This window comes from Brevibacillus sp. JNUCC-41 (assembly GCF_014844095.1).
Lineage (GTDB): Bacteria > Bacillota > Bacilli > Bacillales > DSM-1321 > Peribacillus > Peribacillus aracenensis.
Window position 1 is genome coordinate 853,244 of sequence record NZ_CP062163.1, and the last position, 14,617, is coordinate 867,860.

12 protein-coding genes are annotated in these 14,617 nt (G+C 41.7%); 6 read left to right on the forward strand and 6 right to left on the reverse strand.

Annotation, left to right across the window (positions count from 1 at the left end):
• The gene (locus JNUCC41_RS04200; protein ID WP_192206516.1) at positions 1–1,326 is read left to right on the forward strand and encodes an SLC5/6 family protein; all 1,326 of its coding nucleotides are present in this window, start codon (positions 1–3) and stop codon (positions 1,324–1,326) included.
• A gap of 69 nt (positions 1,327–1,395) precedes the next feature.
• Here JNUCC41_RS04200 and JNUCC41_RS04205 read toward each other — a convergent pair whose 3' ends face one another.
• A complete protein-coding gene (locus tag JNUCC41_RS04205) occupies positions 1,396–1,983 on the reverse strand; it encodes an NAD(P)H-dependent oxidoreductase (protein ID WP_192206517.1) in 588 nt (195 codons plus the stop codon).
• 118 nt (positions 1,984–2,101) lie between these two features.
• On the opposite strand from JNUCC41_RS04205, the gene JNUCC41_RS04210 reads away from it, so the two are divergent.
• Positions 2,102–2,530: a MarR family winged helix-turn-helix transcriptional regulator gene (locus tag JNUCC41_RS04210; protein ID WP_192206518.1), complete on the forward strand. Its 429-nt coding sequence runs from the start codon at positions 2,102–2,104 to the stop codon at positions 2,528–2,530.
• 90 nt (positions 2,531–2,620) lie between these two features.
• Here the strand turns inward: JNUCC41_RS04210 and JNUCC41_RS04215 are convergent, their stop codons facing one another.
• A complete protein-coding gene (locus JNUCC41_RS04215; RefSeq protein ID WP_192206519.1) occupies positions 2,621–4,078 on the reverse strand; it encodes a protein adenylyltransferase SelO in 1,458 nt (485 codons plus the stop codon).
• Positions 4,079–4,647: 569 nt separating this feature from the next.
• Here JNUCC41_RS04215 and JNUCC41_RS04220 point away from each other — a divergent pair.
• On the forward strand, positions 4,648–5,088 hold the full coding sequence (locus JNUCC41_RS04220; RefSeq protein WP_192206520.1) for an SRPBCC family protein: 441 nt from the start codon (positions 4,648–4,650) through the stop codon (positions 5,086–5,088).
• Between the two features lie 1,013 nt (positions 5,089–6,101).
• Positions 6,102–6,794 (forward strand): FHA domain-containing protein, encoded by a 693-nt coding sequence (locus tag JNUCC41_RS04225; RefSeq protein ID WP_192206521.1) that lies wholly within the window; start codon positions 6,102–6,104, stop codon positions 6,792–6,794.
• A gap of 72 nt (positions 6,795–6,866) precedes the next feature.
• Here JNUCC41_RS04225 and JNUCC41_RS04230 read toward each other — a convergent pair whose 3' ends face one another.
• A complete protein-coding gene (locus JNUCC41_RS04230; RefSeq protein WP_192206522.1) occupies positions 6,867–8,669 on the reverse strand; it encodes a hypothetical protein in 1,803 nt (600 codons plus the stop codon).
• 197 nt (positions 8,670–8,866) lie between these two features.
• Between JNUCC41_RS04230 and JNUCC41_RS04235 the strand changes: the two genes are divergently transcribed.
• Entirely contained in the window at positions 8,867–10,258 is a 1,392-nt protein-coding gene (locus tag JNUCC41_RS04235; RefSeq protein WP_192206523.1) for a hypothetical protein, read from the forward strand.
• A 389-nt stretch (positions 10,259–10,647) separates the two neighbouring features.
• On the opposite strand, the gene JNUCC41_RS04240 is transcribed toward JNUCC41_RS04235, so the two are convergent.
• The gene (locus JNUCC41_RS04240; protein WP_192206524.1) at positions 10,648–11,613 is read right to left on the reverse strand and encodes a quinone oxidoreductase family protein; all 966 of its coding nucleotides are present in this window, start codon (positions 11,611–11,613) and stop codon (positions 10,648–10,650) included.
• Positions 11,614–11,730: 117 nt separating this feature from the next.
• Positions 11,731–11,877 carry a hypothetical protein gene (locus JNUCC41_RS04245; RefSeq protein WP_141994063.1) on the reverse strand — a complete coding sequence of 49 codons (147 nt, stop codon included), beginning with the start codon at positions 11,875–11,877 and terminating at the stop codon, positions 11,731–11,733.
• 156 nt (positions 11,878–12,033) lie between these two features.
• On the opposite strand from JNUCC41_RS04245, the gene JNUCC41_RS04250 reads away from it, so the two are divergent.
• Positions 12,034–12,558: a GNAT family N-acetyltransferase gene (locus tag JNUCC41_RS04250; protein ID WP_192206525.1), complete on the forward strand. Its 525-nt coding sequence runs from the start codon at positions 12,034–12,036 to the stop codon at positions 12,556–12,558.
• 130 nt (positions 12,559–12,688) lie between these two features.
• Here JNUCC41_RS04250 and JNUCC41_RS04255 read toward each other — a convergent pair whose 3' ends face one another.
• On the reverse strand, positions 12,689–14,191 hold the full coding sequence (locus JNUCC41_RS04255) for a BglG family transcription antiterminator (protein ID WP_192206526.1): 1,503 nt from the start codon (positions 14,189–14,191) through the stop codon (positions 12,689–12,691).
• Positions 14,192–14,617: the final 426 nt, after the last annotated feature.

Genomic DNA, 14,617 nt, shown 5'->3' on the forward strand with positions numbered 1-14,617 from the left:
TTGCGATCACGTACATTTCAAGAATACGTACAAGGCCCCATCCAAATCGGGATGGGTTTAGGGATCATCTCCCTCCTGGCACGCTGGGTGACAGGAACCACGATACTATCCTCCCCAGAATCGATGGTGAAGTATGGAGTCTTCGGAGGGATCGGATATGCACTGATGGGAGCGATCGCCCTGTCCATGTTCAGCTTCATCGGGAAGAGGGTTCGGCAGGATTTCCCCGTGGGGCTGACCATCGGGGACTATTTAAAAGCCCGGCTTCACCCCCTCGGATATTGGATATTGATCGTGATTCTGGTCATAACCAGTTTACACATCTTATTCATTCAGGGAATGGCCGCGTCCACCCTATGTCAGTTTCTTTTCGACACCCCGCTCTATGTCGGATTGTTCTTTTTTTTCGGTTTTTGTGTCCTTTATGCTGGATTCGGCGGGTTAAAGCTCATTCATGGATTCGCCGCTTTTCAAGTCATCTTCATGTTTGCCGCGGTAATCTTGATTCCTTTATACTTTTTCGTCAAGGAAGGGATTCAGCCTGTTTATGATGGGATTCGTTTATACCATCCATACATGCTCGTAATCAATAAGTATGATCTATGGAGTTTTCTTTTAGCAGGACTTCTTGTCGGGTTCGGCCAGTTTTTCTTTGATCTGACATCATGGCAGCGATTATTCATGATGGAAATGAAAAAGGTTCCCTTAACATTCTCTTTATCCGGCCTTATCTGGATCATATTCCCGCTCTCCTTTTCATCCCTGTTCATCATGGTCATCTTTACGGGCGGCTTCACTGATATACACTCGATCCTGGATGGATTGGCAAACAAAATAACGACACCATTCTTTTTCATCCTTTTTGTGCTCTGCGCTTTCAGTGCAATCACCTCAACATTCGGTGCCTGCCTGCATTCATTGGTAAGCCTGATCGTAGCCAATATTCTTGAGCCATTGAAAACAATAAAAAGCGACCAGCAAAAAATTAGGATGGCCTGCCTGCTTTCAATCTGTATTGGAGGATCGGTTTTCGTTGCTACACTCTTTTATTCCCCAAACCTATTAGAGCTCTTATTTTATTCAGGCAATATATATTCGGCATTGCTGGCCCCAATCCTGGTCATCGTATTCAGTAAAGGGAAAGTCGCTGATTACATACCGATAAGTGCGGTCCTGGCCATTTTGGCTTCATACATCATCCGGCCTTATGTAAGTGAATTCCAAAGCATATGGTTCAGCGGATTGGCTTCATTGACGCTCCTGGTGATTTGTCTGATCCTTACCCTCATCAAGAACAAATGGAGGGTCGTGAAAACAAAACCATAAATACTGTAAACCCCAATCATCATGATGTTCCATACATGAATGGGGTTCTTCTTTTTATCTCGTAATAACTTAGCTTGCCACCTTTCTGAAATACCGATAAACCTTTTCTAGCTTTTGCGTCTGTTTCCCCTTTGGGCTTTCCATATTTCCGAATTCGAAAAACTTCACTTTTTTGATTCCGACAAAATTGAATAACGCTCTTTTCATCAAGATTTTATGCGCATCATTCAACAAGAGAAGCGGATACTTTGCCGGTCCCTTCATCGTGGACACACATACGACCGACTTTCCCTTTAGGAGACCCTCCGGGAACAATCCCTTTTTATCCCTGTAGGCAAAATTCGCAGAAAATAATTGATCAATGTATCCCATCAGCATTGCCGGAGGCCTTCCCCACCAGATTGGATAGACAAAGACAATCTTGTCGGCCCAGGTAATTTGATTTCTATATTTTTCAAGCTGAGGATCACGATGCATATCACGCCTTCGTTTATGCTCATTGAACTCCAAGAGCGGATTGAAGCCCTCTTCATATAAATCCAATACCTGCAGCCCCTTTATGTTCGGGTTCTCCTTACTTCCTTTTATGACTTTTTCTAAAAAAGCATGGCTTAAGCTTTTTTGATTTGGATATGTGTAGATGACCAGCACGTTCATGACGTCCCCCCTATTACTTATCATTTGATAACAATGATATAACAGCGCCTTTTTTGTTGTCAAATGATAATTGTATTTTGATAATATTTTTGATATCTTCACAAGAGAGGTGAAAGCTATGGACAAAAAAGCCCTTTTTGAAAAAATGGTCACATTTACAACTTCCGTACATCAAGTGACACACGAATTGACCCAAAACGCCAAATCCGATTCCATCACGCCGGTACAATATAAAATTCTTGAATATATAACAGTCAGTCAGCCTGTCACACCAAGTGAAATCAGTGACTGTCAGCACATTTCCATGCCTAACACGAGCCGTGAACTAAAAAAATTAAGCGAAAGGAATTTAATTGAAAAAATAAGTGATTCGGAAGATAGACGGAAACAATGCATCCGCCTCTCCAAAGAGGGGGAAATGATGATGAACGAGGCTTTTGCTATCGTGGAATCCCGTTTCCAAAGCCGGCTGCAACATGCATCAAAGGAAGATTTAGCGGATATTGACCGTGCCCTGGACATTCTTCAAACAAAACTTTTTTACTAAATAAACAAAAATGGCTCCCGGGATTGAAGTTGACAAAGAATCAACTTCAATCCCGGGAGCTCCTTCATAATCTCCATGCATGTTTTTTCATCAGGTACCGCAAAAGGTCCGGTATGGTTTTGTTGACTCAGGCAGTGCGGCGTATTCAGCTTGTTCCTCGCAGTGTGCATAAGGATTTGCAAGAACAGCCAAAAGCCGTTCCATCACGCTGTAGTCCCCTTGTTCCACTGCCGCTTCCAACGCCTCTTCCACCCGGTGATTCCGTGGAATCACTGCAGGATTGCTGTTCTGCATCAACTGATTCGAAGCTTCTTTCGATTCCTTCTGCCTGCCCAGTCTCGCCTGCCAAAGCTCTTGCCACTGAGCGAATTCCGGTGTCCCGAATAGGACCGTATCCTCCACTTTATCAAAGGTCAAAGCACGGAATGTATTGGTATAGTCGGCACCATGCTTCTTCATCATACTGAGGATGCCATTAATAAGGGCTTCATCCTGAGTCTCTTCGTTGAATATTCCCAACTTCGCCCTCATTCCCGCTATCCAATTAGCGTGATACAGATCATTAAAAACAGAAATCTTATCTTGGGCAAGTGTAACGGCCTGATCTTGATCATCATGCAGCAGCGGCAATAGGGACTCAGCGAATCGCGCAAGATTCCATCCCCCAATAACCGGCTGATTGCCATAGGCATAGCGGCCTTGCCTATCAATTGAACTGAATACCGTTGCAGGGTCATAGGCATCCATGAAGGCGCATGGGCCATAATCGATGGTTTCCCCGCTGATCGTCATGTTGTCGGTGTTCATCACCCCATGAATGAAGCCAACCAGCTGCCATTGGGCGATGAGCTCAGCCTGACGCTTGACCACTTCCTGCAGCAGCGAGAGATAACGGCTTTCATCGGCTTCGATATCTGGAAAATGACGCTTAATCGCATAGTCGGCAAGTGTCCGGAGTTCCTCGAGCGTACCCCATTTTGCAGCGAATTGAAAGGTTCCAACACGAAGATGACTCGAAGCCACTCGGGTCATGATGGCACCAGGCAGCCCGGTTTCACGGATTACCGTTTCACCTGTCGTCACAACTGCCAGACTTCTGGTGGTAGGAATGCCAAGCCCATGCATCGCCTCGCTGATTATGTATTCGCGCAGCATCGGTCCAAGTGCAGCCCGGCCATCGCCCCCGCGGGAGTATGGCGTTCTTCCTGGACCCTTCAGCTGGATATCGACCCTCTCTCCTTCTGGCAAGACCTGCTCGCCAAGCAATATCGCCCGGCCGTCCCCCAACATGTTAAAATGACCGAATTGATGCCCAGCATATGCTTGTGCAAGAGGCGAAGCACCTTCAGGAACCTCGTTTCCGGCAAACACCGCCACCCCATCTTCGCCTTGTAGCTTTTTCACGTCCAAACCAAGAGTTCCAGCCAAACTCTCATTGAGAATGACCAACTCCGGTGAACGTACAGGAGTCGGGTTCGTGCTCGTGAAAAACTTTTCCGGAAGACGCGCATAGCTATTGTCTAAATTCCATCCTGTTTCATTAGTCATGGTTTCTCCTTTTCCTATTTTGACTTTTGTATAAAGGTTCATTCTCTCAAGATTCAGTTAAAACACGGTATAAAACTCGGTTGCAGTCCATTTTTTAATGTCTACTTCTAACAATTAATTATACCGTTTCTGCCTAAAAATGGCTCTCTTAAAGTTATATTAAATCCGTGACGCCCCGGGATTTTATAAAACGATTGGTAAAACGCCACCCCTCATCGGTTCCTTAAACCCCGTACTATTCAAACATTTAACGAAACGAAGATTATTTCTTTACTTCTGGGTATAATAGGTCAACGAAAAATGAAAAAACCTTTCGTTTAATAATTGGCAACTAAACTATGAAGGGTAGATCTGAAATAAAGTCACATGTTTTCAAAAAAGTTGCGGCGTTTCAATATTTATCTAAAGAGGGGTTTTTAGGATTGGGAATTCTGATTCTACAAATAATCGGGGGATTGAAAGAAGGAAATCTATGTATATTTAGTGATGTAAGTTTATGCTTTTTATGTAATAATTATTTTGTAGTAATGTAAAGTTACAATTCATACATAGTGAAGGTGGGGATCATAATGGCAACGGGAACGCATGCTGTAGTAGTTCCAGTAGATGTACAAGCAGTTTGGGATTATGTCAGTGATCTCGAAAAATGGGCAACGGCAGTACCAGCCTATAAAGAACATGAAATCTTAAATGACAAGCAATCTATTTGGACATTTGAAGGTAGTGTGAAAGGTATTAAAAAAACAATACAAGCGCAGGTAGATATTACCGAATGGAATGAACCTTCAAATATTAAGTTTGAGCTAAAAGGTTTATCAGATAATTTCACAGGAAGCGGTCACTTTACTGCAGAAGATGTTAATGGTAAAACACTAATGACTTGTACGGTGGAAGTCCATGCAGGCGGATTATCTGGTGCGGTGTTAACACCAATTATTAAATGGGCTGTTCCAAAAGTAGCATCTCGTTTAACAGAATCCATCGCACGTAAAATTGCAGTATTCTCATAGTTTTCAAGATTGAAAGCCGATTCATTTTGGAGATGCCTTCTCTGAAGTATAGAGGGTAACATTTTGAAGTGACCAATGTAATGCTATGGTGTTCTACTAGAAATTTTATAATTAGCGGAAAGGGGCTGTCCAAAAAAGGATGGCCTCTCTTTTTCAATATTCCAGAGTCGGGCGCCTTAATGGCATAAGAATCACAAAAATCATCAAAATTTTTTATGGAAATCTCATGCTTGTCTAAAAAGAGTAATTCCCATCCCGAACCATGATTTTAAAGAAGACTTGGTTACCCTTCATGTTTTTTTACTTTTTTATATAGTTACAATTTCATCATGAAACCACATAAAGGGATATAATCATTTTGCATCAAAAAAAGCCTGCCATCGATTCGGCGGGCTTTTTTATATCATCCATGATTCTCTCAAACAGGTGAACAGAAACTTGCTAATCGTGTGGAGGATTCATGTTTTCTGAATGCACCCCACCTTTTTCTGTCCTCTTCCTTCCCGCTTCGTCTCCTATATCCCTCTTTCAATCCAATATATGCTTAATTCAGTAAAGTCAGGCTAATAAAGGCAATGCCAAATATACAGTACAGAATGAGGGTAAAGGGCTGGGGAAAAATAATATATACTATCATACTAATGATCATCAACAGGATGCTGAAGGCATTTATCCTATCTCTCCACATACTCACCTTTGGTCAACTCCTTTTCCACAAGCGTAAGGTACATTTCCATCGCAAACTTCTTCCGGTGCTGCCTGGCCGGCTTTGAGGAAGCACTTCTCCCACAGTCAAAGCGAGCATCAGCAAAAATAGAGTTTCTTCTTCATCCTTCATTCCACTTTGTTATAATGGCTTTGTGCCTAATTTGCATTTTTTCATTTTTCGTTAGTAAGTAAGCGACTGATAATTTATAATTATAAAATTGAACCCGCTAAACAGCCATGTAGCCAAAATGATAAATCTATAAAAATAGTTTAAATATTCAGACTTTTTAAGGGGTATGAAGTGAATGATCTATAAAACTTTCAAGGTTGTATTAAGAGCCTTGCACAAAGGCCAAACAGAGGAATTCGCTTATGTTTTTGAAGGGAAAAGCTTGCTGATCGGCCGTGCAAGCCAGCACTCCAAAGCTGATTTCAAGCTTTACAATGACTTCGTTTCCAGGGAACATTGCCGGATTTATATGGAGGAGGGACAGCTCTTCATTGAGGATTTGGCAAGCAAACACGGTACCTCGGTGAACCAGATGCCGCTCGTACCGGGCAATCCCTGTCGCATTGAGCCGGGAGATTCGATTACTTTGATAAATGGACTGATTGAATTCATGATTTCCATCGACAACGATTTAACAAGGGATTTCACTCCGGTGAACCCCGAGTTCCAGCAAACCGTCACTATCAATGAGCACCTTCAGACCGTGATCATCAATGAAGAAGCACCCATTAAAATGCCGACAAAGGAATTCAATTGCTTTAAGCTGCTTTATGAAAATTTGGACAACCTAATTTCAAAGGAAGAGATTGTCCAGCAAGTATGGCCAGAGAGAGTCGGTGATCCCGAGCAAATTGTGACGGCAGAAGAAATCGCTTCACTGCTGTACCGGGTGCGGAAACGGATAAATGTGCACTTCGCAATAAAAGCCGTCATTCAAAAAGGATATTATATGGAATCCATCCATTCATTCAATTTATCGGACTTATAATGACAATCATTCGGAGACATGAAAAAAAGCATTGCTGATAACAATGCTTTTTTTCATGCTTCAATCATGCTTTTATTTCTTCGGTAAGTCCAGATTCGTGAATTGATCGACTGGAACGATGTCTTCTTCCATATCCATCACCTTCAGCACAACCCGGTCCCCTACATTCGTCAACACAACATCGGATAGCTCATTGACTCCAGGGTCCACCGAGAATCTCTTGGCATTGCCTTCTACAATTAAATAGAATACGTATCCATTTGAAAGATTGGCATCATTGATCCTTGTAACTTTCCCCTTTATTTCTTTCATCTCAAATCCTTTTTGAGGCGTCACACCGCTGACTTTCCCTAAAGAGGCAATCAGCTTTTTATAATTGCGGAAAGCTTCGTCTTTCGTTTTCCCAAAGACCACTTGGGGGTTATCACTATTGGCGTAAACGATCGCCACACCTTGGAACTTGCTGCCCTTTGTAACCGGAATCACATAAGTGGGAGCACCGTATATCGTATAGAAAATTCCATTAGTGGCTTTCCACCCTGGATATTTTGACAAAAACTCACTCGCATTTGCGTTGGACTTTGCCTCCTTACCAGTCAGAACGGACGTGACGCCTTTATAGTACGTCATTTCACCGGTTTTGGCATTGAAAACACCATAACCTACAAGGGTTTTGGAGTTGCCTTTTGATTTAGCCCTGGTGAAGTCCACTACATAAATCAATTCGCCTTTTTCGTTAAACGTAACTTGCATATTATCCTCATTAGGAATCAGGACATCTTTCTTCGGCCCAATCAAGGACTGGTTCTTCCACCCGTGAACATATTTTCCCCAGTAGGTCCAATATTCCAGTGCTGTTTCCAATGTGTATGTCCGATCTACCCATTTAGGTTCTTTTCCCTTAGGATAGTATTTCGTGTCCCCCGTTTCCGGATTCACCAATACGACCCCGTCCACTACGGGACCGCTGCGATATTTCAAATAATGTCCGACTGAAGCTACGAAGAAAGGCTTTCCATCTTCGTTCGGTTCCAAATATGAATCATGGATGATTTTATTCGGATAAGCCTTGCGGATCGTTCTTTCCAAATCATGATCGAGGTACTGTGAGGGGGCATACAGCATCTTCCCTTTGACAGTACTTGCCCCTTTATCTGTCGATACGGCGGAAATCAGATTATAACCTGGTGTGTATTCCGCTTTCCCCGCTTTCAAAAACCCGTCCATTTCAATGGGTGATGTATAAGCCAATTCACCATTGATATTGGTTAGACGGTATTCGCCTTCAGTGAAATATGATGCATTTTCTATTTTATTAATCGCTGCATCGCCTTTTGCGTCAGCCATTTTCACTGTCACAAGCGGCATGGTTTTTATATCTTGAACTTCTTCCAGCTCTTTTTTCTTATCGACTTTCGCCAGTCCATGCAGATCAGCGGCAAAAGTGATGGGGTAAAACAGCATGATGACCCATGCTGCTATCAAAACGACACCTAGCAAACTGTTGAAGTGTACGTTCCAAGGTATTTTTGGTTGCTTTGCTGCTTCATTTCCCCTCCGATTCCGTCGGGTGCTTGAAGATTCACTGGCACTGAACACATAAATTCTTGAATCGATGATGAGAATGAACCCAAGTATAAGGGCAAAACTCGAAAAGAATGCAGCGGCAGTGAGATCCAGCAGCATGATATCGATAACGAAAAAAAGTATGGTAGCAGAAACTAAAAGTCTCAGCACCTGTTCAATGAAAAAAGGTATCTCCTTTTTGGTGATTGCGTTTGTCCATCTCTGCGGAATCAAGGAAAGCCCCAATATGGCAATTGGCACTTTCAATAAAATTCCTTTCAAGATGAAAACGAGTAGTGAAATTATCATAGTTTTAAAAATCTCTCCTTGTCATGTGCGTTTCCATATACCCATTTTATCACTTTTGTACAACTATTTTACTATTTTTTTATATATCGAAATAACGAAAAAAAAACTACCAATATTATTTGCTCCAACGATGCTACTTTTATCGATTTAATGTTTATATAGACTCTAGAATAGGATGCCAAAGGGGGCGAAGCCTTATGATTTATGAAGAAACTTACCAATACCTATTAAGGAATGTATCTTCCACTGAATTCGATACGTGTTTGTACGCCTTGCTCCACAGTGATTGGGACGGGGTCATCCAGAGCCCGCTTCATATGATGGCCCGGGGAGTCGGAACGACAGAAAAGTACTTAAGGCAGATCATCAATAAATTCACCGCACCACAAGGATCACTAAAAAAAGTGTTTGTGCCTGTTCATCAAGGTGAAGATATTTTATATAAGTTTAACCTTGGTCCTGCAAGTAATCTTGGCTATAACAGGCATACGGACCGTTATTGCAAGAAATACCGTTTCTTTTATTGCGATGCTTTCAAAACCTTAACGATTCATGGAAAACGGCTGCTGCTGATGGGCGCTTTCCGAATGTCCGTTTTGAAGTCTGAAGAAGTTCTATTCGAATATAATGAAATCGTTCCTGATTCCAATTCGCCATTTACGAGGAAGCGCTTGTTAGATGCAGTCGATGCCATCCATGACGCTTTAGGCCATTTAGTGACGATTTCTTTTGCGAGCAGGGCTTTTTCAAAGAAAGAAGTTCTGGTATTCACCTTTACCGAAGGCGTGTTGGAGCAGTATAAGGAGAATAGGGCGGAAAGGACATGGTTGCGGAGAACGATTTTTGATTCTGGCTACCTCGGGCATATCAATGATTCTGTATGCAGGGAATTGGAACGGGTAGGCAAATATATTTTCCGTTCATTTCTGCAGGAAACGACAAACATCTCCAATGATATCCAAAAGGAACTGCAGAAGTTAGCCCGTTTCGTCTATTCTCATTCTCTTAAGAAATTTGGCCAGGCGATTCCTGCCAATGAGCAGTTACTTCTTGCCCCAAAACAAGCCTCTGCTTATTTAAGCAAGATCATGTACAATGAAACATTGGAACAGATGGTCAAGTATGCCCACCAGGCAGAATCCATCAAAAGCCTGCTTGAACGCGATCATTTTCATAGAAACATCTCCGAGAAAGCTCTCTGCCGGGAAGTGAATGATTTGGAAATGGCTGAACATATCAAACCCATTCTCCAAAAGTACCAACAAGCAGACTTCATCCGCCATGTGCTGAACGACTGGTGCGAAACATGGCTCATTTCCCGTGTAAAGACAGTGACAGAAGAATTCCGGGCAGAAGGAAAAAGGAAAAGTACCGATGCTGATAAGCAGGTCGCGGCCGAATATATGACGCGCATTAGAAACGATACATATGACCAGTTGGACAGGCTGTTGACCGTGCTTCTTAAGTTCGGCAATCATGCAGTGGCCCCGACTGTCCGGAACTTCCCTCTCACTAAGAAAAAGGAAACCCTCCAATCCTATTTCGCGATCCAAAAGGAGCGTCTCGACGTTCTCCCCTTTTCCTCTTAAATAATCACCCGGTTTAAGCCTTTTAATAGGTCATTTGTTTTCCAAGAGAACGGATCCGTTCTCTTTTTTGCTTGTAACGAAGGCCGACTGTGAATTGCAGACTGACGATTGGGTTTGGTGATTGGCACATTGTGGATTTCTCCCCTGAACTCGTGTATTGCCTATGGACCTTGTGGATAAGGGAACTTGGGCAGCAGTTTTTTTTGAAGGCAGGCCATGACCCCTGCCTGGGCAAGGGCATTTATCCGGAGTTATTCTAAGGGTCTAAGAATGGGTCTATATAAAGGAACTGAAAAAGGTTTTGAACATCAGTATGAATAAGGTGTTGAATCCAGGCAGGCTATAAAAAGAAATGGGCCCCATTTAGAATGGAAGGCCCTTATGACTTGTTATGGCATTAATAATATTTTCCCTGAACTTTTCCGGCTTTCAAGAAGTCTATGTGCATCCGCCCCATTCTCCAAAGAGAAAAGAGTCGGTTCCTTGATGAGGATTTCCCCGGACAGAATCCATTGGAACAGCTCTCCTGTTCTTCTTGTCCGTTCTTCATGGGTAGTCAGGACGTTCCAAAGGTCTCCGCCTATCAATGCTTTCGATGAATCCATTAACATTCTTGGATCGATTTTCTCTGGATCACCGCCTGCCATTCCAAAAAATACAACCGTTCCTCCAGTCTTGGTCGCCTCGAAACTATCCATCAAGGTTTGGCCCACTGATTCATAAACAACATCAACGCCTTTCCCCCCTGTTACAGCCTTGATGGAATCCACCCAGTCCGAACCGTAAAGGAAAACATGAGCCGCTCCCATTTGTTTGGCAACCGCCGCTTTATCATTGGTTGAGGTCAAGCCGATGACCTGACCGCCCTTCATCTTGATCATTTGTGTCAGTAATTGACCGACTCCACCAGCAGCGGCATGGACCAGAATGGTTTCACCTGCTTTAACTTGATGACTGTCATGGGTTAAATATTGGGCAGTCAATCCTTGAAGTAAAACGGATGCGGCCGTTTCAAAGGAAATGTCCTCAGGCAGAGGCAACAGTTTATCAGCTGGAACTGAAACCAGCTCCGCATTGGCATGGGGAACATCAGCGAACCCGACACGATCACCGGCTTTCACATGATGGACATCTTCCCCCACATATTCGATGACCCCTGCCCCCTCATACCCTAGAATGAATGGGGGATCACCCACCAAGTGATAATTCCCTTTCCTTCTATATACATCGGCAAAATTCAATCCGATTGCTTTCATTCGTACGATCACGGCTGATCTTGAATGTTCAGGTTCTGCAATTTCCCTTACAGACAGAACTTCGGGCCTGCCGAAATCATCAAAGACAAGTGCTTTCATCATCCTGACTCCCTTCAAATGCTTCTTCATTCTTTAAGATATAGGATGGATCCTTTTGTGGCAAGAAACACAAATAACCGCTCTCCCTTTAAAGGCAAGAGCGGTCACCAAGTTTACTCAATCTGTATTGGAACCAGGGCCGTTCTTTCGTTTATTCGCAGAATATTCTTTACCATGTGCTTCATGTTCTGCAATGATGTCCGCTTTCGGAATATGGTTATTTTTTTTCGGTGAACCAGTACGGTTACGATGTTTTTTTCCCATGATTTATCTCCCCTTATTGAAAGCTATTTATGTTGAACTATTGTTAGCTTGTCCGATTACCACTGAAAATACCGGCAAAATAGGCGCTTCATAATAAAGGAAAAACCATCGAGGAAGCCGAATAGACATAAAACGGATATATGAGGAGGGATAAACATGTTTCCTGAATTGAACACGGAAAGGTTACGCTTTCGGGAAATTCGTGAAAGTGATGCAGAAGCGGTTTTCCAATGCTTATCAAAAGATGAAGTCACCCGCTTTTACGGCCAGGATTCATTGGAAAATATCGAACAGGCGAAGGATATCATTGCGTCTTTTGCAAAAAACTATCTTGAAAAAAGAGCTATCCGATGGGGGATTGAAAGAAAGGACACAAGGGAATTGATTGGTACCATCGGTTTTCATGCCCACAGTCCCAAATACAGACGGGCGGAAATCGGTTATGAACTCCATCCAGCACATTGGCGGAAAGGATTTGCGTCAGAAGCTCTTAAAGAAATGATCGCTTACGGTTTCAACGACCTTGATTTAACCCGCATTGGCGCGGTCGTTTTCCTGGAAAACCATCCATCAAGTGAGCTCTTGCTTAAGCTGGGTTTCATCCAGGAAGGAATATTAAGGAGTTATATTTACCAAAACAGTATCCCTCATGATACATATGTGTATTCTTTGCTGAAGTGAAACCCCTGGTAAAGAGGGAGTACCTAAGAATACCCGTTTCTTGGGCACTCCCTCTTTACCAATGTTTCCCTGCCGTTGGTAGCATTCGTTTGTGCAAAATAAAGTCGAATCTGTTTTTCTGCATAGTGAATCATTTAACAACGGAATTCATTTTTTGATATGGATAAATCAATCCCGGGTCCATACTGAATTGGTCAAAAAAATGATCTTCAAAAAATTGTTTAATTTGCATTAATTCCGAAGGAGTTGGAAAAGAGGATACCTTAATTACCGGAATTTTCTGAAATACACCGATGTCTTCTTCCGTCGAAATGATTAAATCAATCTCTTCATACTTGTGAATCAACTCTCTGCTGGAGGGATCGAATGTTGAAATTCTAACTTGATTTCCGTAGTGATACTTTAACACTTCCCTTATATAATCTTTTTCGGTATATGTACGACATACTAAAGCAACTATTATTGTGTGTTGATTCTTATTTCGTAAAATGGCTGCCTGAAGGAGTGAGAATATTTCCAAAACATCCAGTTTCTTAATTTTAAGCGGAACTGTCAAGAAAGATTTAGTAGCCAGTTCCTCTATGGTCTGAAAAATTGGATTATATTCGAAATATGGAAGATATTGAAACATGGAATTCCTTACAGTCTCCATTTCAAATTCTGTTTCAAGTGATATTCTTTTTAATGTTTGGTATAAATGAAACAAGAAGATATCATCTTGTGATAGATTAAAACAAACATATTCAGAAAGGGAGTCTAAAAATTGAGTCAATGGAAACCCTCGTTTACTTTTCATTCTGTTTCGAAGGTATCGAAGATGTTGTGATCTATTAAGTGGTTTTTCCTCACTCATGAGATAAATCGCTAAGTAAAATATTTCCTGAAGCTGGATATCTCGTGTGGGGCATCTTTCCATATAATGTCCTAGTTCTTTGGAGAATTCAAAATACTTACTGCCTTCATAATTAATTAAGACTGATTTTGGATATGAAACGAAATAACCCATGGAAACACGAAGGTTAGATATATATAAAATCATTGTAAGTCGGTGTAAGGCACCAGTCCGAAATGACATCGAATGTTTTGAAAACAATTGAAGTAAAGTTGTTTGAAATTCCTTTTCATCGAGAGAATCTTTATCGGGATAGGTTTCCAATGTCGCAAAATCCAAATTTTGCATGATAAAGCGTCGGATTTTTTTTTCATCTCCTACTATTTTGAATGGGCTAGCAGATAAGTCAACGCCTGCTTCCCGTACTACCTCCTGTAATTTTTCAAGATGACGATATGCGGTGGAACGACTAATATGCACCTCTTGAGAAATCTGTGAAATATCAACACCATCATTCAAAAGGATTAACTTTAATATGTGAAAATAGGAATTCTTCTCTCTTATTTGCACTAATAAACTTTCTAAAGTACCATTTTCAGGTTTAATAAGACATATTCCAAGACTTTCACTTTTCTCAAAACCCCATCCCTCGGGGATTAAAGTCTCCAGGAATTTTAAATCACGCCGGATTGTACTTTTTGAATACCCCGTTTTATCAGATAATTCAGTCAAATTACTCCATTTATTATCTTTAAATAAGTGAAAAACCACGTCTGAATAACGTTTATAAAATCGATTCATACTATCACCTCTTCTTACTTCTCCACTTAAAATAAGACCTTAGCCCTAAATGCATTTACCTTATACCCATTAAATACTTAAGTAAACTCCCTGAATAATCCCATTTTTATCTGCACCTTTTTTTTCTTGGAACACTAGTTCAAATATGAATTGTTATATACCGCTTTTGAACCTACCCAATAAGGTCATTAAAATGATTTCCTGCTGCAAGAAGAAAAAGAATCCTCTATTCCAAACTCGGATCTAAATAATTGGATTAAATGTATAAAGATCATAAAGAAGGAGACTTTTATTCAGTGGAAACCTTTCTCCGGAACTAAGTGCTATGAACGTTTTAGAGAAGCGCAGTAAGGATCTATATGTAAGAAAAAGGAAACCTATATTGACCGATCATAAGGGCTATACAGGTTTCCTATACTCACTTCT

Excerpts from the sequence above, each read along its gene's own strand:
- JNUCC41_RS04250 (WP_192206525.1), top strand. The coding sequence starts at position 12,034 with ATGTTTCCTGAATTGAACACGGAAAGGTTACGCTTTCGGGAAATTCGT.
- JNUCC41_RS04225 (WP_192206521.1), top strand. The coding sequence starts at position 6,102 with ATGATCTATAAAACTTTCAAGGTTGTATTAAGAGCCTTGCACAAAGGC.
- JNUCC41_RS04255 (WP_192206526.1), bottom strand. The coding sequence starts at position 14,191 with ATGAATCGATTTTATAAACGTTATTCAGACGTGGTTTTTCACTTATTT.
- JNUCC41_RS04230 (WP_192206522.1), bottom strand. The coding sequence starts at position 8,669 with ATGATAATTTCACTACTCGTTTTCATCTTGAAAGGAATTTTATTGAAA.
- JNUCC41_RS04240 (WP_192206524.1), bottom strand. The coding sequence starts at position 11,613 with ATGAAAGCACTTGTCTTTGATGATTTCGGCAGGCCCGAAGTTCTGTCT.
- JNUCC41_RS04215 (WP_192206519.1), bottom strand. The coding sequence starts at position 4,078 with ATGACTAATGAAACAGGATGGAATTTAGACAATAGCTATGCGCGTCTT.
- JNUCC41_RS04245 (WP_141994063.1), bottom strand. The coding sequence starts at position 11,877 with ATGGGAAAAAAACATCGTAACCGTACTGGTTCACCGAAAAAAAATAAC.
- JNUCC41_RS04220 (WP_192206520.1), top strand. The coding sequence starts at position 4,648 with ATGGCAACGGGAACGCATGCTGTAGTAGTTCCAGTAGATGTACAAGCA.
- JNUCC41_RS04210 (WP_192206518.1), top strand. The coding sequence starts at position 2,102 with ATGGACAAAAAAGCCCTTTTTGAAAAAATGGTCACATTTACAACTTCC.
- JNUCC41_RS04205 (WP_192206517.1), bottom strand. The coding sequence starts at position 1,983 with ATGAACGTGCTGGTCATCTACACATATCCAAATCAAAAAAGCTTAAGC.
- JNUCC41_RS04235 (WP_192206523.1), top strand. The coding sequence starts at position 8,867 with ATGATTTATGAAGAAACTTACCAATACCTATTAAGGAATGTATCTTCC.